Origin of the sequence: uncultured Flavobacterium sp., from assembly GCF_963974175.1 — a bacterium.
Classification (GTDB): Bacteria; Bacteroidota; Bacteroidia; order Flavobacteriales; family Flavobacteriaceae; genus Flavobacterium.
Genome location: NZ_CAXBBR010000010.1, coordinates 126,637 through 146,368, shown reverse-complemented (window position 1 = coordinate 146,368; position 19,732 = coordinate 126,637). Strand labels below are relative to the sequence as shown.

General features: G+C 33.7%; 20 protein-coding genes. 19 read left to right on the top strand and 1 reads right to left on the bottom strand.

The features are described 5' to 3' along the window. Window positions 1-670 precede the first annotated feature (670 nt). Window positions 671-1,411, bottom strand: coding sequence for a CpsB/CapC family capsule biosynthesis tyrosine phosphatase (locus tag AAC069_RS14715; protein ID WP_339921217.1), 741 nt, complete (start codon window positions 1,409-1,411; stop codon window positions 671-673). Window positions 1,412-1,851: 440 nt separating this feature from the next. Here AAC069_RS14715 and AAC069_RS14710 point away from each other — a divergent pair, with 440 nt between their 5' ends. From AAC069_RS14710 to neuC, 19 genes are all read left to right on the top strand, one after another. Continuing rightward, entirely contained in the window at window positions 1,852-2,721 is an 870-nt protein-coding gene (locus AAC069_RS14710) for an ABC transporter permease (RefSeq protein WP_339921216.1), read from the top strand. Between the two features lie 239 nt (window positions 2,722-2,960). Next, window positions 2,961-4,049 (top strand): GDP-mannose 4,6-dehydratase, encoded by a 1,089-nt coding sequence (gene gmd, locus AAC069_RS14705; RefSeq protein WP_339921215.1) that lies wholly within the window; start codon window positions 2,961-2,963, stop codon window positions 4,047-4,049. A gap of 13 nt (window positions 4,050-4,062) precedes the next feature. Continuing rightward, complete coding sequence (locus AAC069_RS14700; RefSeq protein WP_339921214.1) at window positions 4,063-4,983, top strand: GDP-L-fucose synthase; 921 nt, start codon at window positions 4,063-4,065, stop codon at window positions 4,981-4,983. Between the two features lie 355 nt (window positions 4,984-5,338). Next, the gene (locus tag AAC069_RS14695) at window positions 5,339-6,667 is read left to right on the top strand and encodes an ABC transporter ATP-binding protein (protein WP_339921213.1); all 1,329 of its coding nucleotides are present in this window, start codon (window positions 5,339-5,341) and stop codon (window positions 6,665-6,667) included. A gap of 153 nt (window positions 6,668-6,820) precedes the next feature. After that, entirely contained in the window at window positions 6,821-7,522 is a 702-nt protein-coding gene (locus tag AAC069_RS14690) for a methyltransferase domain-containing protein (RefSeq protein WP_339921212.1), read from the top strand. A gap of 11 nt (window positions 7,523-7,533) precedes the next feature. After that, complete coding sequence (locus AAC069_RS14685; RefSeq protein WP_339921211.1) at window positions 7,534-8,277, top strand: class I SAM-dependent methyltransferase; 744 nt, start codon at window positions 7,534-7,536, stop codon at window positions 8,275-8,277. Beyond that, window positions 8,274-9,161 (top strand): alpha-1,2-fucosyltransferase, encoded by an 888-nt coding sequence (locus AAC069_RS14680; RefSeq protein ID WP_339921210.1) that lies wholly within the window; start codon window positions 8,274-8,276, stop codon window positions 9,159-9,161. Before AAC069_RS14685 ends, AAC069_RS14680 begins: the two co-directional genes overlap by 4 nt. After that, window positions 9,146-10,180 carry a glycosyltransferase gene (locus AAC069_RS14675; RefSeq protein ID WP_339921209.1) on the top strand — a complete coding sequence of 345 codons (1,035 nt, stop codon included), beginning with the start codon at window positions 9,146-9,148 and terminating at the stop codon, window positions 10,178-10,180. The genes AAC069_RS14680 and AAC069_RS14675 overlap by 16 nt, the downstream gene beginning before the upstream one ends. Before the next feature lie 16 nt (window positions 10,181-10,196). Beyond that, window positions 10,197-10,952, top strand: coding sequence for a glycosyltransferase (locus AAC069_RS14670; protein WP_339921208.1), 756 nt, complete (start codon window positions 10,197-10,199; stop codon window positions 10,950-10,952). Then, window positions 10,953-12,188: a glycosyltransferase gene (locus AAC069_RS14665; protein ID WP_339921207.1), complete on the top strand. Its 1,236-nt coding sequence runs from the start codon at window positions 10,953-10,955 to the stop codon at window positions 12,186-12,188. 28 nt (window positions 12,189-12,216) lie between these two features. Further along, window positions 12,217-13,005: a glycosyltransferase family 2 protein gene (locus AAC069_RS14660; protein WP_339921206.1), complete on the top strand. Its 789-nt coding sequence runs from the start codon at window positions 12,217-12,219 to the stop codon at window positions 13,003-13,005. After that, the gene (locus tag AAC069_RS14655; RefSeq protein ID WP_339921205.1) at window positions 12,990-13,859 is read left to right on the top strand and encodes a glycosyltransferase; all 870 of its coding nucleotides are present in this window, start codon (window positions 12,990-12,992) and stop codon (window positions 13,857-13,859) included. The genes AAC069_RS14660 and AAC069_RS14655 overlap by 16 nt, the downstream gene beginning before the upstream one ends. Further along, window positions 13,859-14,791, top strand: a complete 933-nt coding sequence (locus AAC069_RS14650) for an NAD-dependent epimerase/dehydratase family protein (RefSeq protein ID WP_339921204.1) — start codon at window positions 13,859-13,861, stop codon at window positions 14,789-14,791. Before AAC069_RS14655 ends, AAC069_RS14650 begins: the two co-directional genes overlap by 1 nt. Next, the gene (locus AAC069_RS14645) at window positions 14,775-15,761 is read left to right on the top strand and encodes a glycosyltransferase family A protein (RefSeq protein ID WP_339921203.1); all 987 of its coding nucleotides are present in this window, start codon (window positions 14,775-14,777) and stop codon (window positions 15,759-15,761) included. The genes AAC069_RS14650 and AAC069_RS14645 overlap by 17 nt, the downstream gene beginning before the upstream one ends. Window positions 15,762-15,775: 14 nt before the next feature. Beyond that, entirely contained in the window at window positions 15,776-16,411 is a 636-nt protein-coding gene (locus AAC069_RS14640) for a CatB-related O-acetyltransferase (protein WP_339921202.1), read from the top strand. Beyond that, window positions 16,404-17,072 (top strand): acylneuraminate cytidylyltransferase family protein, encoded by a 669-nt coding sequence (locus AAC069_RS14635; protein WP_339921201.1) that lies wholly within the window; start codon window positions 16,404-16,406, stop codon window positions 17,070-17,072. The genes AAC069_RS14640 and AAC069_RS14635 overlap by 8 nt, the downstream gene beginning before the upstream one ends. 8 nt (window positions 17,073-17,080) lie before the next feature. After that, entirely contained in the window at window positions 17,081-18,121 is a 1,041-nt protein-coding gene (locus AAC069_RS14630) for an N-acetylneuraminate synthase family protein (RefSeq protein WP_339921200.1), read from the top strand. A gap of 79 nt (window positions 18,122-18,200) precedes the next feature. Next, window positions 18,201-18,530, top strand: a complete 330-nt coding sequence (locus AAC069_RS14625) for a GIY-YIG nuclease family protein (protein WP_339921199.1) — start codon at window positions 18,201-18,203, stop codon at window positions 18,528-18,530. A gap of 69 nt (window positions 18,531-18,599) precedes the next feature. Further along, a complete protein-coding gene (gene neuC, locus AAC069_RS14620; RefSeq protein ID WP_339921198.1) occupies window positions 18,600-19,721 on the top strand; it encodes a UDP-N-acetylglucosamine 2-epimerase in 1,122 nt (373 codons plus the stop codon). The last annotated feature ends 11 nt before the right edge of the window (window positions 19,722-19,732 follow it).

The window sequence follows — 19,732 nt, the reverse complement described above, 5'->3', positions numbered from 1 at the left end:
TGTATTCATGACCCGAGCCTGAAAGGCGAACGGATGAAATAATCTCCGATTTCACTGCCTGAAAATTAAAAACTTAAAAACTACCTCAAAACGCCGTTCCGCAGCCCGAGCCGTTCGCCTTATAGGCTCAACTCGCGGACTGCTGCCACTTCGTTTTATCGTTGTTTTTTTCGTTTTAAATTTAAGGGCGAGTTTACGTTTTGTTGGAGGATTGATTGACTGTGCATCAAGGTATATAATCCTTTGTCCTCTATGTGACGGTAACAAAAAATTATTCATGCTTTAATATTGTTCTTTTTTGTATTCATGACCCGAGCCTGAAAGGCGAACGGATGAAATAATCTCCGATTTCACGTCTTAAAAATTCAAAACTTAAAAACTACCTCAAAACTCAGCCCGAGCCGTTCGCCTCTCCCGCTCAACTCGCGGACTGCTGCTAGCTAACTGCCACTGGCAGTCCTCCTTTTAATTTCAAATGTTTTTTGACGTTTTAAATTTTAGGGCGAGGTAAAAAGGATTGCTGATGATAATAGGAAGTAATGTGCATTTTAATCTATACACTCTATCTTCGGTTGTCAGTTTTTGATTTTTTGTACTATGCATTCTAAACCCTAAGCTGTAACCTCCTACTTCTACCTTCTCTTAATGTTGAAGCAAAGTCGCAACATAATTACCCCACCTTAAAAAACTGATTGTTGGCTATCGCTTCTTTTAATGGCGCCAAATCTTTCAACTTTACTTTTTGTTCGAAAGCCTTAATATGGTTGTTATGATGCACATCAGAACCTACGTAGCTGTACATTCCTTTTGTCAGTAGTTGTTCTGCTATTTTAGTGATTTGAGGTCCGTAGTACCCTACAACCGACAATAAATTGAGCTGAAATAGACAACCGGCTCTTTTTAGTTTAACGTACTCATTAAAGTTGTTATGGTAAAATAAGTAACGCTCGGGATGTGCTAATACCGGTATGTACCCTGCTAGTTGTAAGTCGAACAGTATGGAATACAATTGAATGGGCGCATTTATATATGACATTTCGACCAAGACGTAGTTGTCTTTCAACGTCAATAAAGAATGGGACCGAAAAAGCCTTACAAATTGATCGTCCATTAGGTACTCTGCAGCAGCTTTAAAAGGAATCCTAATGTTGTTTTTTTCTAATTCCAGAACCGTAGTTGTTTTTATGGTAAGGATTTGTTCTTGGGTATTCTCCCAAACATGTTCAATAATATGAGGAGTGGTAATAAGCTGCGTGACTCCAAAACCTTGAAGTGCTTGTGTAAGTCGTAAAGTATCCTCAAAAGTTCTCGCGCCATCATCGATTCCGGGTAATAAATGGGAATGAATGTCAACATGGCCTTCTGGGATGAGGTCTTTTAAAACGGGCTTATTTTTGGAAAAGAAAAACACTTCTTTGTTTTTAAAAATGATACAACAAAGTAAGGAAAATTTAGGAGACGATTACTATAGAAATCACAGTTTAACGGATTTAAAATCAAAAGTACACAATAGCAATCATTGAATAGATGAGTTTTTTTTGTCCTAAGTTTTGATATAAGTGTATAATGCGGCTTTTAAGATATGGAATCATAGTGAAGTGGTTCTAAATTAGTATAACAGACGAGCTTTTGTTCCGTTGGATTATTTTGTAAATCGAATACAATACTATTTTTAAAAACGATTTAAATTTTATGTTTGAATGTGTTAAAGTCCCTATTTTACAATTAGTAATCTAAAATAAAACACAATATTTGGAACGAAATGTTATATTTGTGAGTCAAGAGTACCACGAAGCTGAAAAACGTAAAAAACAAAGATTTAACCTAGGAATAGCCGCTTAGCATACACACATGGATAGCCAGGAAAATACAGATCACAATTGGTTGTTTGAGATAACACCTAAAAACAAGTTCTTCTCCCTTAATCTAAAGGAAGTATGGCAATATAGAGATTTGCTACTTCTTTTTGTAAAGAGAGATGTTGTGACAGTATATAAACAAACCGTTTTAGGGCCGCTGTGGTATTTGATTCAGCCGTTATTTACTTCTATAATATTTACCATTATTTTCAATAATGTGGCTGGAATAGGCACAGGTACGGTACCTCCGTTTTTGTTCAATTTGGCCGGAATCACGGTCTGGAATTACTTTACGGCCTGTCTTACGGGGACCTCAAACACTTTTGGGGCCAATGCCGGAATTTTTGGTAAAGTGTATTTCCCCAGGTTGATTGTACCTATTTCTATCGTGATTTCTAATTTGATTAAATTTGGAATCCAGTTCCTCATCTTCATCGCTTTTTACATTTATTATTACGCTCAAGGAGCTGCTATAAGTTTGAATGCCGCTGCGGCGCTCTTTCCTTTACTTATTGTTCTGATGGGTGTTTTAGGGTTGGGAATGGGAATGTTTATTTCGTCTTTGGTAACCAAATACAGGGATTTTAGTTATCTAATCAGTTTTGGGGTGCAGTTGCTGATGTATTTATCTGCGGTGATGTATCCTATGGCTTTGATTAAGGAAAAAATCCCCAGTTATGGATGGCTGGTTCAATATAATCCCTTAGCTTACGTTATAGAAACAGCGCGTTATATGTTATTGAATGTGGGGCAGATTTCTGTTTTTGGGTTGCTGTATACTTTTATTGTAACAGTTTTCGTGTTTTTAGTAGGGGTATTGATTTTTAATAAGACGGAGAAGAGTTTTATTGATACGGTTTAAATTCCTCCCCCCGGCCCCCTCCGAAGGAAGGGGAGTCGATGCGGAGTCTTTGTCATGGCAAAGAGTACTAACGAATAAAAAAAATAAAGTAGTATCTGTTTCAATAAAATGTGACTCAGAACGCGAAGCTCTGCACGGGTTTTAGGAAACTGTGTAACAATAAAAGCGTGAAAAGAAATAATTTGATAAATCTGAAACGTGAAACGAAAGTTCGAAGTACTAGTAAATGAAGAAGAAAAATGAAAATAGCATTAATAACAGGAGTAACAGGACAAGACGGTTCTTATCTCGCAGAATTTTTACTTTCAAAAGGATATATTGTTCATGGAATTAAAAGAAGAGCTTCTTCGTTTAATACTGAAAGAATTGACCACCTTTATCAAGATCCCCACGAAGAAAATCAGCATTTTATTTTGCATTATGGTGATTTGAGTGATGCTACTAATTTAATTAAAATCATTCAAGAGACGCAACCCGATGAAATATATAATCTTGGGGCAATGAGTCATGTTAAAGTTAGTTTTGATATCCCTGAGTACACCGCAAATACGGATGGTATAGGAGCGCTTCGTCTTTTAGATGCCGTTAGAGTATTGGGTTTAGAGAAAAAAACAAAAATATATCAAGCTTCTACTTCAGAGATGTACGGTTTGGTTCAAGAAGTACCGCAATCAGAAACGACTCCTTTTTATCCAAGGTCTCCTTATGCTGTTGCAAAAATGTACGCTTATTGGATAACGGTTAACTATCGTGAAGCTTATGGGATGTTTGCTTGCAATGGTATTTTGTTTAATCACGAAAGTCCAATGCGCGGAGAAACATTTGTGACTAGAAAGATTACTCGAGGAATAGCGCAGATGGCTCTTGGATTAGAGAAAACCCTGTATATGGGTAATATTGACTCTCAACGGGATTGGGGACATGCTAAAGATTATGTAGAGGCTATGTGGTTAGTTTTACAACACGATCAACCCGAAGATTTTGTCATTGCGACCGGAACAACAACTAGGGTTAGAGATTTTATTATATTGGCATTTAGTGAGGTAGGAGTTGTTCTTGCGTTTCAAGGAGAAGGGATTGATGAAGTTGCTGTGGTTGTTTCGTCTTCCAATACTGAGTTTTCATTCGAAATAGGGCAAAAGGTAATTCAAATAGACCCCGCTTATTTTCGTCCTACGGAGGTTGATTTGCTCATAGGAGACAGTACGAAAGCCAAAACTAAATTGGGCTGGCAACCAAAATATACTTTAGAGATGTTAGTTAAAGAAATGGTTCAAGCAGATGTAGAACTGTTTAGAAAAGAAAAATATCTTAAAAATTTTAAATAAAAAGCTACCGGATATGGAATTCAATTCAAAAATATACGTGGCAGGACATCGCGGAATGGTGGGTAGTGCCCTTGTTGAAAACCTCGAAAAAAAAGGGTTTGTAAATATTATTACAAGAACTTCACAGGAATTAGATTTAACTAATCAACTCGCCGTGAAAATGTTTTTTGAATCAGAAAAGCCAGAGTATGTTTTTTTGGCTGCAGCCAAAGTAGGAGGGATCGTGGCCAATGATACCTACAGTGCTGATTTTATTTATGAAAATATACTTATTCAGACGCATGTAATTCATGAAAGTTATAAAAACAACGTTAAAAAATTACTTTTTTTAGGGTCGTCTTGTATCTATCCAAAATTAGCGCCGCAGCCATTAAAAGAAGAATATCTTTTGACGGGTTTGTTAGAAGAAACAAATGAGTCTTATGCTATAGCAAAAATAGCGGGCATCAAGATGTGCGAAGCCTATCGAAAGCAATACGGATGTTCTTTCATTTCGGCAATGCCTAGTAATTTATATGGTTTTAATGATAATTACGACTTGCAAAACTCACATGTAATTCCGGCGCTACTCAGAAAATTCCATGAAGCAAAAAGCAGTAAATCACCAGAAGTTATAGTTTGGGGCACGGGAACGCCATTAAGGGAATTTCTTCATGCTTCTCAAATGGCAGATGCCTGTGTGTATTTAATGCAAAATTATGACGATGGGGGTTTTGTAAATGTTGGTTCTGGCAGTGAAATAAGTATTAGCGACTTGGCCACTATGGTTAAAGAGATTGTAGGCTTTCAAGGAAAAATTATTTTTGACACTTCAAAACCTGATGGAACACCCAGAAAGATAATGGATGTATCCAGACTTAGTTCACTAGGGTGGGAAAATTCGATCGCTTTGAAACAAGGAATCGAAAAAGTGTATATAGAAAAATTTTTGTAAATCGAGAAGCTAAAAGATAGCTTTTTATTTTTGTGAAAATAAGTTGTAAACGTATCGATAGTACTATGTCATTTTGATAAAAGTTATAAGCGTGTAGATTATAAAAACAAAAATTTCAGTTAGGTCTTAACTTCTTCGTAGAAGAAGAAGTTAAGATATTACGTAGTTATAGAAAGGTAAGAAAGCTGTATAAACAGTAAAGAAATGAAGGATAAACCAATTCAATTAGGCTCAGTTCCGAGGGTAGTATTATAAAAACAAAAATTTCAGTGAGGTCTTAACTTCTTCGTAGAAGAAGAAGTAAAGACAGTACGTATTTATAGAAAGGTAAGAAAGCTGTATAAACAGTAAAGAAATGAAGGATAAACCAATTCAATTACACTCAGTCACCCCCTCCTTTGGAGGGGGCCGGGGGGAGGACAACATCATCCTTAAAGCCGAAAACATCTCAAAGCAATACCGCCTTGGTCAAGTAGGTACAGGTACGCTGAGTCATGACCTGAACCGTTGGTGGCATGCCATACGCGGAAAGGAAAATCCGTACTTAAAGATTGGGGATACTAATGACCGTTCTACTAAAGGTTCTAGCGACTATGTTTGGGCATTACAAGATATTAATTTTGAGGTGCAACGCGGAGAAGTATTGGGTATTATAGGTAAAAATGGAGCTGGAAAATCTACTTTACTCAAGATATTATCTAAGGTTACTGCACCCACAACGGGAAGCATAAAATCACGCGGACGTATCGCTTCTTTACTCGAAGTAGGAACGGGATTTAATCCGGAGTTGACCGGTAGAGAAAACATCTTTCTGAACGGTGCCATTCTGGGTATGACCAAAAAAGAAATCGCTTCAAAACTAGACGAAATAATTGATTTCTCAGGTTGTGAACGGTACATTGACACTCCTGTAAAGCGTTATAGCTCCGGGATGACGGTGCGACTGGCTTTTGCTGTAGCCGCATTTTTAGAACCTGAAATTTTAATAATCGATGAGGTTTTGGCAGTGGGTGATGCCGAGTTTCAGAAAAAAGCGATTGGCAAGATGCAGGATATATCTCGTGAAGGCGGCAGAACGGTGCTGTTTGTGAGCCATAATATGGCGGCAATTCAAAAGCTATGTACTAAATGTATTTTGTTGCAGAATGGAAGATTTATTATGCAAGGCAATACTGAAGACGTTTTAAATTGTTATTTAAGCCAGTCCGTTTTAAATGATTCAGAATATATACTTAATACTAAAATGTCTGATACAAAAAATGCTTATGCTACTAAGCTGTGTATTGAAGATATTGATGGGAATTTGATAAATGAAATACCTATTGGCAAATCATGGCAGGTAAAAATTTTTTTTACAGTTAACAAAGAAACAAAAAATTTAGTTATTGCACTTGGAATGACGGATATGTTAGACACTCCCCTTAGAACAACCTGGTCACTCCCTAATGATTTTGAACCAGGGGTTTATTCGGCGACTTTCATAGAGGATAAAATAAAATTTAATCAGGGTCAATATAAATTAATTATTGGTATTTCAAGAGGCTCAGAAGTGATTGAATATATAGATAAAGATGTTTTTTTAACTATCTCCGATATGGTTTATGAACAAGAAAATTCCGTTATTAACAATAAAAGTGGAGTAATTGTGGATCAAATGAGAATGCAAGTTAAAAAAGAATTGTAAGTGAATAAGTTATATTGCTAATTGTAAGGTTTCTTAAATTTAGAAACGGTAAGGATTTAAAAATTTCAGCAAATACTATAGTAAATAAAGATAGCGATGGTAAGGGGGGGTGAAGATAAAAAGAAGTTAATAAATTAATATAAAGATATTCAAATGTTTTTTCCAGATAGAATAAAATCAATTAAACCCAACGATAAAGTTTTAGAAATTGGACCTGGTGCTACACCCCATTTTAGATCAGATGTATTTTTAGAATTGTTGTACGAGAATGATAACGAGAGAATTGCTCAATCAGGTCATGTTGGCATACTTGAAACAGAAAAGGATATTGTGTATTATGATGGTGGTAGATTTCCGTTTAAAGACAATGAATTTGATTACGTTATTTGTTCTCATGTGCTTGAGCATGTCCCTAATGCTGATGTTTTTTTGTCCGAAATTCAGCGTGTTGCAAAAAAAGGTTATCTCGAATTTCCGACTATTTATTATGATTATATTTATAATTTCCCCGAACATATTTTGTTTGCCATAGAGAAAAAAGGAATTATTTATTGGATGACAAAAGAAGAAAGTGAACTAAATAAATATAAAGACATTCAAAAGTTTTTTTATAGAACTTGTGAATTGAAATATCATTCAATGATAAATGATTTAAAACAATTTTATTTTCAGGGTTTTGAGTGGTTTGATAAAATAGAATCGGTAAAAGTAAATAGCTTTGAAAAAATTACATTCGATCTAGATTTAATTGATTTAAAACCAAAGTCTAATATAATTACAAATGCAGAAGATTTATATAAATCAATTTCGTTTAAAAAATTTTTGAAATATAAAATAATTCATTTATTCAAATAAAAAGTCATAAAATGAATTTAAAAACAATAAGGCGGTTTTTTATAAAACCAAAAGTTTCAACAACTGTTGGAACTTTAAATGAAATTACTAGGGTAACTTGGCTTGAAAAAGTGCTACAGGAAATCCCCAAAGGGAGTCGTATTTTGGATGCAGGAGCAGGAGAACAACAATTCAAAAAATTTTGTAAACATTTAGATTATGTATCTCAAGATTTTGCACAATATAAACCATTAGATTTAGATTCTGGTTTGCAAATGCAAAATTGGGATTATGGTCAACTAGACATCATTTCAGATATTGCTAGCATTCCGGAAAAGGATAATTCTTTTGATGCTATTATGTGTACTGAGGTTTTTGAGCATATTATTAATCCTAGAGAGACTTTTACTGAACTCTCTAGGTTATTAAAAAAAGATGGTTACTTAATTCTTACAGCTCCTTTTTGTAGTCTTACCCATTTTGCGCCTTTTCATTATTATACTGGTTTTAGCAAGTTTTTTTATGAAAAAGAATTAGAACGTACTGGTTTTGAACTGATAGAAATGAAGTCAAACGGGAATTATTTCGAATATTTAGCTCAGGAAATTAACAGGTTAGAAAGTGTAGCAAAAACGTATAGTGGAGTAGATTTTAAACGAAATGATCGTAAGAATATTTATCAGATAACAAATACACTTCAAAATTTAAGTGATATAGATACTAATTCTTCTGAATTGTTGTGTTTTGGATTCCAGGTTTTAGCAAAGAAAAAATGATTGTTGTAAAACTTCAAGGAGGATTAGGGAATCAAATGTTTCAATATGCTGTTTCTAGTATATTGGCTTTGAAAAGCAAATCGAATGTGAAAATCGAAGACAGTTTTTTTGAAAACACAGAGAAAAGCAAAGGATTTACGCCAAGGCAATTTGAACTTTCAGTTTTTGATAATCACTATCAATTTGTAACACTAAAAGAAATAGATTGTTTTACTAAATTATCAAAATTCAATCAACTGAAAAAATACTATGGACTAAATTACCCAATGGTTTTTATGGAGCCCTCTTTAAAATATGATGCTGCGGTTTTGAAATTAAAAGCACCTGTTTATTTAGAAGGTTATTTTCAAAGTTATCATTATTTAGAAGGTTTCGAAAGTTTTGTAAAAGACTTATTTTCCTTTTCTACAATGAATCTTGACGAAAAGAACAAAAATATACTTGCAGAAATTAATAATACTGAAACAGTGTCAGTACATATTCGTAGAGGGGATTACGTAAATGATAAACTTACACAACAGTTTCATGGTAATTGCGCAAAGGAATATTATTTAGAGGCAATACATCGAATGGAACAAAAAAGCAAAGGATTAACCTATGTCTTTTTTTCCGATGATATCGCTTGGGTCAAAGAAGAATTTGCAGATTTACTGGTAAAAAAAATATTTGTTGACGAAAATAATGGTAGCGCAAGCTGGAAAGATATGTTCTTGATGACTCATTGCAGTCATAATATAATTGCCAACAGCTCTTTTAGTTGGTGGGGAGCCTGGTTAAACTCATTTTCGGAAAAGACTGTGATTGCGCCCAAAAAATGGTTTCTAAATACGGATGCAAATGAGAAAACTAAGGATTTAATACCAGAATCGTGGATAAGAATATAGTGACACCTTTCATTTCTGTAATCATGCCCGTGTACAATTGCGAGCTATATCTAAAAGAAGCAATTGATAGTATACTGAATCAAACGTATGCTAATTTTGAGTTTTTTATCATCGATGATGCTTCAACAGATCAGACACTTTCTATTATTAAAGCGTATGATGATATTCGCATTAATTTGGTTGAAAAAGAGGTGAATAGCGGTCTTACAAAAAGTCTAAACATAGGTTTATCTATGGCAAAAGGGAAGTATATTGCTCGTATGGATGGAGACGATATAAGTTTACCAGAACGATTTGCTAAACAACTATCTTTTTTAGACCGTAATCCTGAATATGTTTTGTGTGGTTCAAATTATAGTATTATAGGTTCTAACCAAGTTGTAACGCTGCCTGAAACTAATGAAGACATTAAGTTAGGTTTGCTTAAAAGTTGTGTAATAGCTCATCCTTCTGTAATGTTTAGAAATAGTATTTTACTTGAAAACAATATAAAATATGATAGTTCTAAAGAGCCTGCCGAAGATTATCACCTTTGGGTACAATTAATTTCTAAGGGGAAATTTTATAACATTCAAGAATTGTTATTGCGTTATAGAGTACATGATAAACAAATTTCGCAGAAAAAATTCATACAACAAAGAGATTTAGCTGTTCTTGCTAAAATTGAATTGTTGCGGATATTAGATTTCAAATTAGATGACAAAGAGTACAGTCGATTAGTGAAAATAATTGGGGGTAAAGGGGGAGTTGCCATTGAAGATATTGTTTTTTTTAGTGCTTTAAAAACCAAGATTCTGGATGCCAATCGCAGTGGTTTTTTCGATAATGTTGGATTTAGTTCATTTCTAGAAAAGCTGGAAACAAATGTTGTTAGAAGCTTTTTCTTGAAAAAAACACGATATTATCCAGTAGATTTTTTCAATTATTTACGTGTTAGACATACTTATAATTTAAAATTTCAAAATTATGATGTATTCAAATTGGCTTTGAAGTCTTTTTTCCTTTATAAACACAAGTAATACTTTTTATTTTAAAATGATTCCTAAAGTAATCCATTATTGTTGGTTTGGCTCAAATCCAAAATCAGAACTATTCCAAGATTGTATTAGTAGTTGGAAAAAACAGTGCCCTGATTTTGAAATAATAGAATGGAATGAGACTAATTCAGAACAGTATTCAAATTCATTTTATAAAAATGCATTGAGAAAAAAAAAGTATGCCTTTGCCGCTGATTACATTAGAACCAGCGTTTTGTTTGAGCAGGGCGGCATTTATTTAGATACTGATATGCTGCTGTTGAAACCAATTAATGATTTATTAGATTATAGTTTTTTTATTGGTGAAGAAGTATCAGAAAGAATTGCATTTGGTTTATTTGGAGCAAAAAAGGAACATCTGTTTTTAAAGAAAATGCTTGATTTTTATAGTACAACTGAATTTAACGTTTTTTCGCCACCCATTATAACACATACCTTCAGCCCAACAATCAATGAGAAGACCATTGATAAAAATGAAATTATTTTTAGTCCGGAATATTTCTATCCGTTACCGTATGAAAACCGAGCTGAAGATTATACTACTTATACAACTGTAAACAGCTACGCTGTACATCTGTGGGATCATTCATGGGAAGCTACGCCTAAGAAAGGGTTAAGAATAGTAGTTAAAAATTGGTTAGGGGTAATAGTAGATTTTGTGTTTTACGGTTATTCTTACACTTATTTTAAACGTTATTTTAAAGAATTCTCACGAAAAATATATCAAGAGTTGAAAGCAAAAATAAATAAGTAAATGAAAGTACTTCATATTACTAGATCGTCAAAAGGTGGAGCAGGAATTGCAGCGCTTCGTTTGCATCAAGCTTTAAGTCAAGATGGGGTCGAGTCTGCATTTGTTTCCACAAACCTTTCTATTGATTATAATAACGAGGTTTTAACAGACGATTTTTTTACTTATAAAAGACCTTCATTGCTACGAAAAATACTAAATAAAGGAGTCTCTTTTTTTTCGCTTTCCTACGAGGATAAACTAATAAAAGAGTTTAGTGTTTTAGAACCTAAATTAGATTGTGAGATTGCTACTTTGCCATTTTCAAGCTATAAACTTCACGTACATCCTTTGGTAAAAGCGGCTGACATCATAAATTTACATTGGATTGATGGAATAGTTGATTATCCTAGTTTTTTTTTAAATTGTAAAAAACCTATGGTTTGGACCTTTCATGATATGAATCCATTTCAAGGGATATTTCATTATCAGGACGATGAAATTAGAAATTTAGAAATCGCTAAGAGTTTTGATAGCAATATAAAAGGAATAAAAAAGAGCAGTTTTGACTGTATCGATAAAGGAACATTTGTAACGCCATCTAAATGGTTATATGAGGAAGCAAAGCAAAGTAAAGTTTTTTTAAATTTTAATAAAGTTTGCATACCTAATTCGATAGATTTAGGTGTATTTAAGCTTCAGGATAAAATTATTTTACGAAAACAATATGCAATTGATAGTACTGAACTTGTCCTTCTTTTTGTTTCAGATTCGCTAGACAATCCACGAAAAGGTTTTGACTTGCTGCTAGAATCCTTGTCTTTTCTTAAAGAGTTGAATTGTACTATTTTGACTGTTGGTAAAGGGAATATTCCAATAATTGATAATTTGAAAATTAGAGCTTTAGGAGAAATAAATTCTGTTTCCCAAATGGCAGCCTGTTATGCTATGGCAGACGTTTTCATCCTGCCCAGCAGAGAAGATAATTTGCCGAATGTAATGCTTGAATCTTTTGCTTGCGGAACGCCAATCGTTGGCTTTAATGTTGGCGGTATTGCAGAACATACCATAGAAGGCTTGACTGGTGTCTTGGCTAATGAAATTACTGGATTTGCGTTAGCTAAAGCCATAATCAAATTTAGTGACAATAAACAAGAATATAAGAGCGATAAAATTCGAAAGTACGCTCAAGATCATTTTACTAATAAGCAGCAGTCAGAATTATATACCGCTATCTATAATAAGATTTCAAATTATTAAATTTGAAATTTAATACCGTTAAATGTACATGCAACCATTTTTATCTATTGTAACTATAAATTATAACAATTGTATTGGTTTAGAGAAAACCATAGCATCAGTTATCTCACAAAATTATCGAAATTTTGAGTTCTTGGTGATCGATGGTGATTCTACTGATGGAAGTAAAGCGATCTTGGCAAAGAACAAGGATAGAATAAATTATTCAATTAGCGAACCTGATACTGGTATTTACAATGCTATGAACAAAGGTATAAAAGCATCAAATGGTGAATATTTATTGTTTTTAAATAGCGGTGATGTATTGAATGGAGTTACAGCATTAGAAAGTTTTATTTTGCATCCTGATTTTGTTGGCGATATAATTTATGGGGATTATAAATTTGAAAAAGGGGAGAAAGTTTATCCAGAATATTTAACTCCTTTATTTTTTGTGCGAAGTTCGTTGCCGCATCAAAGTACTTTTTTTAAAAAGGAAGTGTTTGATGCGATGGGGTTTTATGATGAGAAGTACAAAATAGTTTCAGATCGAGCTTTTTATATAAAATGTTTTTTGAGTAATCAGTTTATTTTTAAACATATAAATTTTCCTTTAACGGTTTATGACTTATCCGGAATTAGCAATAATGTTTTGCATCAGGAAGTACAAGTTGTAGAAAATGAATCGATGTTCAAAGAATATTATGGTGTTTTTTATGATGATTACAAAAAAATGAATCAAATGATCAGACAGCTTAATCAAGCGAGAAGAGAAACGCTTTTTGGTATCCTTAAACGGGTAATGAATAAAATTAAAAAAACATGTTACATCCGTTAGTAAGTGTTATTATTCCCACGCATAATCGCGAGCAATTTCTTGAAGAAGCAATTAATAGTGTTTCGGAGCAAACATTTAACGATCTTGAAATATTGGTGATTGATGATGGGTCAATTGTAAATTATGCAAAGACCATTTGTAGTAAGTATAAAAATTGTACTTATTATTATAAAGAAAATGGAGGCTTGTCCTCTGCAAGAAATTTTGGTATAAGTAAAGCAAAAGGAGCGTATATTGCCTTTCTAGATGATGATGATCGTTGGGTTCTTAATAAATTAGAAAAGCAAGTTCAAGTACTGGACGAAATGAATGATATTGATTGTGTACACTCGTCAGCCCTGGTGATAGACGCAAATGGAAAGGAAACGGGGGAGAAAATTGGTGCCAGTAAAGAAAAGGCACACAAACGTACTGGAAATGTTTTTTGGAATGCATTGGGTGTTTGGGTAGTAAAGTCGCCAACACCTTTAATTAGAAAGATAGTTTTTCAACCAGATCTGCTTTTTGACGAAACGATAAAAGTAGGAGAAGATATTGATTTTTATCAACGGATGTTTTACCGACATAAAGTCTATTATATTGATACTCCACTAGGATATTATAGAGACTATAATCATCAGAATCGCTTGTCCATTCAAACTGAAAAGTACATTGGTATTGAGAAAAAAATGTATCAAAATTTCAAAAAAATGGGAGTGCGTAATTTTTTTACTCTTTATAAAATTGCGATACGGCTTGCTATTTCTAGTTTGAGAACCTATAATGAAGTATCTAAAACAAGGAAAATTAAATTAAATATATATATTCTATATTTATATCCTCATTATTACATTAAAAAAGCATCAAAAATATAATGACAAATACCATACTTATTACAGGAGGCGCAGGAAATGTAGGGAGTGCTATTGCCAGTAAATTAGCAGCAAACCCCAATAATTTGATAGTTATCGTAGATAACCTTTCAACCGGTAGCTTGAACAAAATACCAAAACGGGATAATGTAATTTTTATTAAGGCAAACACGAATAGTTACAATGATATAGTTCCCATTTTTGGCAGGTATAATTTTGATTATGTATTTCATTACGCAGCATTAGTTGGGGTACAACGTACGTTGGAGAATCCGATGTTGGTACTTGACGATATTGAAGGAATAAAAAACGTTTTATCGTTGTCTAAAAATTCAGGAGTGAAACGCGTGTTTTATTCCAGTTCATCAGAAGTGTATGGGGAACCGTTTGAAATTCCTCAAAACGAAAATACAACTCCATTAAACTCTAGATTGCCTTATGCGATTGTTAAAAATGTAGGAGAGGCTTTCTTTAAATCCTATTACCAAGAATATGGTTTAGAATATACCATTTTTAGATTTTTTAATACCTATGGTCCAAATCAAAGTGAAGATTTTGTAGTGCCACGATTCATTAAAGCAGCTCTTAAAAACGAGACTATTTATTTGTATGGTGATGGTTTACAAACTAGATCATTTTGTTATGTAGACGATAATATTGACACTTGTATAAAAGCGATGATGGAGTCTAAATGTGTCAATGATGTATTAAATGTGGGAAGTGATAAAGAAATGACCATTTTAGACTTAGCCCAAAAGGTAATAGAAATAACGAATTCTAATTCTTCAATTATCCATTTACCTCCTTTGGAAGAAGGGGATATGACTAGAAGATGCCCAGACACGACTAAGATGAAAAATATTTTAGGAAGAGAATTGATGTCGTTAGAAGAAGGAATAACAAAACTTATTAATCATTATGAGAATAGGAAGTAACCCTAATAGTCACAAAGTAGTTGATATAAGCACAACATCACATAGGGTAATTATTCCTGTTTATATCCCCAATGCAGAAGGATACTTTAAAGATGCCTTAAATGTATTTAAAGTCTGTATCAACTCTTTAGTAGCAACGATTAATTCAGATACTGCGATTTCAATTGTTTCTAACGGATCATCAGCTGAGGTTAACGAGTATATATATAGTTTATGCAGAGATGGGAAAGTGGATAGGGCAGTTTTTAACAATGAAAATGTTGGCAAGATGAATGCTGTAATTGCTGAAACCCGAGCCAGTTTTGAAGAATTTGTTACCTATTCAGACGCAGATGTTTTTTTTGATAAAGGATGGTTGAAGCAAACTTTTGCAATGTTTCAAAACGTCTCCAAAGCAGGTTTTGTTTCAATGAATCCAACACCAGGAAATTATACTCACGCTGATTCGACCTTAATAAAAAACCTATTTGCAGTTTTGTTCGAAAGAAAAAAAACAAGCACAATTTGCGATTTTAGTGATTTAGAACATTTTCATAAAAGTACAGGGCAGAATTCAAGTTTTACAGAAAAAAAATTTCAGTCTTATGTTTTTTGTGTTTCTGAAGAAAATTATATTATTGGAGCAGGACATTTTTGCTGTTCCATTAGAAAAACACCAATCTTAAAATATGTGCCAAAAGAGAAATGCAATATCGCGGTGTCTGGTGGGTCAGAATCAATATATTTAGACATTCCGTTTGATAAAACTGGTTTGTTTCGTTTGTCGTCGCCAAAAGCTTATGTATGGCATATGGGGAATGTGTTAGAAAAGGATTGGGTAATAAAAAAAAATGAAGAATTAGAAGGGTTTACAGAAGAAAGTTTTAGTTTTCATAATCTTAAAAAAGACGTTTTCAATATCAATCTATTGCCTTATTCCGTAAAAATATTTTTAGTAAAAGTACTAAAAAAACTGAAAATCATAATTTAATCAATGGTAATACGATGATAAATTTATTTTTAAAAAAGGTAATTTACTACTTATTGAATATGCCAGAAAAAAAAGGGAAGGTAACACTATCTGGTTTTTCACGCGGCGTTCAAAATGTAATTTTTGAAGGTAAAAATATAGTGCCTGATCGTTGTAATTTTTCGGGAATTATAAAAATAGGTTATGCAACTACCTTAGGATATAATAATTTATTAGGAGGTGATATTACAATAGGTAAGTACTGCCAATTAGGTGCAGATGTAGCTTTGCATGCGGCCAATCATCCTATCTCGTTTATGAGCACTTATATCAACTCTAATTTGTTTAACGGTGAATTAAAACAATTAAAAGAAAATAATAAAATTGTTATCGGTAATGATGTTTGGATTGGTCATGGTGTAATTATTGTAGGCAATGTGTCTGTGGGTAATGGTGCTATTTTAGCGGCAGGAACAGTAGTCACAAAAGACGTTTTGCCTTATTCAATAGTTGCGGGTGTTCCTGCAAGAGTTATCAGAAAGCGATTTTCAGATGCCATTATAACCGAAATTGAAGCTTTAAATTGGTGGGATAAATCAGAGAAAGAATTAGCAGCAATAAAGCCCTTATTTTTGAAAGATTTTACAAATAGACATAGTATTTATGAGTAAAACAATAGTTATAATCCCCGCTCGTGGCGGATCGAAGCGATTACCAAATAAGAATGTGATGCAGTTTGGAGAAATTCCATTACTCGCACATTCTATTTTATATGCGCAAAAGAATCACGCTATCGTGGATGAAATTTATGTTTCGACAGACAATGCCGCTATAAAAGAAGTGGCATTAAACTATGGCGCGAAAGTAATAGATAGACCAGATGATTTATCGGGGGATTATGAACCTACTATTACAGCGATTGAACAGGGTTTAAAAAGTATTACTCCTGCTGTTGCAAATGTTATTATATTACAACCAACCAATCCGTTGCGCCCTGAAAATATGCTGAAAGAAGCCTATGAATATTATGAAAATAATAATTGTGATAGTTTGTTTACCGTTACCCGAAACCACCAGAAATTAGGAAGAATAGAACAGCAGACTTTTATATCTTACAATTATGAAGTGGGGCAACGCAGTCAGGATTTAGAGCCCTTGTATTATGAAAATGGATTGTTGTATATCACTAAAGCAAAAGCCATTTTAGAACATAAAATTATAACCGAAAACGCGTTTCCTTTCGAAGTAAATCATATTTTTGCGACGGTTGACATCGATACCCAAGCGGATTTAGATTACGCAGCGTATCTTTTTAAAAACCATAATTCTTAACTCAATTGATGAATCCATACATAGAAATTGCCGGACGAAAAATAGGATTAGATTATCCTCCTTTAGTCATTGCCGAAATAGGAATTAATCACGAAGGTTCCCTAAAAGTCGCCAAAGAAATGGTGGATGCGGCACATCGTGCAGGTGTTGAAGTAGTAAAACACCAAACCCATATTGTAGAAGACGAAATGAGCGGGGCTGCCAAAAAAGTAATTCCAGGAAATGCAACAGTTTCGATATATGAAATCATGGAACGTTGCTCTCTTAATGAAGCAGATGAGTTAGCGTTAAAAGAGTATGTAGAAAGTAAAGGAATGATTTTTATTTCGACCCCTTTTTCCCGAGCAGCTGCTGAACGACTAAAGAAGTTTGATATTCCGGCCTACAAAATAGGTTCGGGAGAGTGTAATAATTATCCATTACTAGAACATATTGCTTCTTTTGGCAAGCCTATAATTTTGAGTACTGGCATGAACACTATTGAAAGTATTCGCAAAGCGGTGGCCATTTTTGACAAACATAATGTAGCGGTAGCGTTGCTGCATACGACTAATTTATATCCTACACCTATTCATTTAGTTCGTCTAGGCGCCATGATGGAAATGCATAATGCTTTTCCGGATAAAGTTTTCGGTTTATCGGATCATACACTAAATAATAATGCTTGTTTAGGGGCGGTAGCCTTGGGAGCTTCTATTTTAGAACGTCATTTTACCGATCACATGAATCGAACTGGACCAGATATTATTTGTAGTATGGACGAACAAGCAACTCGTGAACTGATTGTCAATAGTGCTGAGTTGGCACAGATGCGTGGCGGGATTAAAGAACCAGCGATAGAAGAGCAGGTAACTATTGATTTTGCTTTTGCAACGGTTTGTAGCATAAAAGCAGTTAGAAAAGGAGAAGTTTTGACTAAAGATAATTTATGGGTAAAACGCCCCGGAACGGGAAAAATATTGGCGGAACATTTTAATGATGTACTAGGAAAAATGGCGACAAGAGACATTGGTAATGATGAACAATTGGTTTGGGATGATGTAATGTAGCGTCTCGACTGCGCTCGCCGTGACAGAGTGATATATTGTCAAATCGAGCGCAGTCGAGATTCATTTTAAGCAATAGATTATGAAATTCTATTACGTATATATTCTGAAATGCAACGATAATTCTTTATATGTTGGAATTACTTCTGATATTGAAAGGAGAGTATTGGAACATACTGCAGCGAAATATCCAGAAGCTTATACTCATTCTCGAAGACCTGTAACATTGGTTTTTTACCAGAACTTTACAGATCCTAATCAAGCTATTGAGTTTGAGAAGAAAATAAAAAAATGGAGTAGAGCAAAAAAACAGTGCTTAATAGATGAAAATTTTGATAAATTACAGGAATTGTCAGAATGTAGAAATGCCACACATCATAAATACAATCAGGACAATGAACTGGATTACTAGAGCTTGTCAAATCGAGCGCAGTCGAGATTTTTTTTTTAAGCAAATGGGCTAAAATATTTCAAGAATTCAATGAAAAAAATACTTTTTCTTACAGGCACACGAGCCGATTTTAGTAAAATTAAATCACTAATTTCTATTCTTGAAAAGCATCAAGGATATGAAGTTTTTGTATTTGTTACGGGAATGCATTTACAGGAGGAATACGGTTATACTTTATTAGAAATTGAGCGTTGCAACTTTAAAAACGTTCATACTTTTGAAAATCATACGCACGAGTCCACTATGGATTTGACACTGGCTAAAACTATTGAAGGACTTTCCTCTTTTATAAAAAACATTAATCCAGATCTGATAATCGTACATGGTGACCGAGTAGAAACACTTGCTGGTGCTATCGTGGGTTCTTTGAATAATATTTTAGTAGCTCATATTGAAGGTGGGGAAATTTCAGGAACGGTCGATGAACTGATTCGGCATAGCGTGAGTAAATTGAGTCATGTTCATTTTGTCTCTAATGCCGATGCAGCCAAACGATTGGAGCAAATGGGAGAAGTGAAATCGTCTATTTATACCATTGGGTCACCTGATATTGACATTATGTTTTCAGATACGCTTCCAGATTTATCGATTGCAAAAAAATATTATGGTATTTCTTTTGAAGATTATGCCATTGTAATGTTTCATCCCGTTACTACTGAGGCTAAAGAAATGCAACAATATACAGCTGATTTCGTAGATGCGATAAAAGAAGACGACCATAATTATGTTGTGATTTTTCCCAATAATGATTTAGGAAGTAAATTTATAATCAATGCGTATGAAAAGCTGAAGGAGAATCCTCGTTTTAGGGTTTTTCCTTCCTTGCGATTTGAATATTTTTTAACACTACTTAAAAACTGCCAATTCATAATAGGCAATAGCAGTGCCGGAATAAGAGAAGCTCCCTATTATGGGATTCCGATTATTAATATCGGTACACGGCAACAAAATAGAGCTGTTCATGCTGATATCATAAATGTAGATTATCAAAAAGCAAGTATAGTTGAAGCATTAAGCAGTATAGATTCTCATAAAGTAGTACATTCGGATATTGATTTTGGCCAAGGGAATAGTGCGCAATTGTTTTTAGAAACACTAAATAAAATGGAAATTTGGCAATTAAATCATCAAAAACAATTTCGAGACATTTAAATTTTTAAATA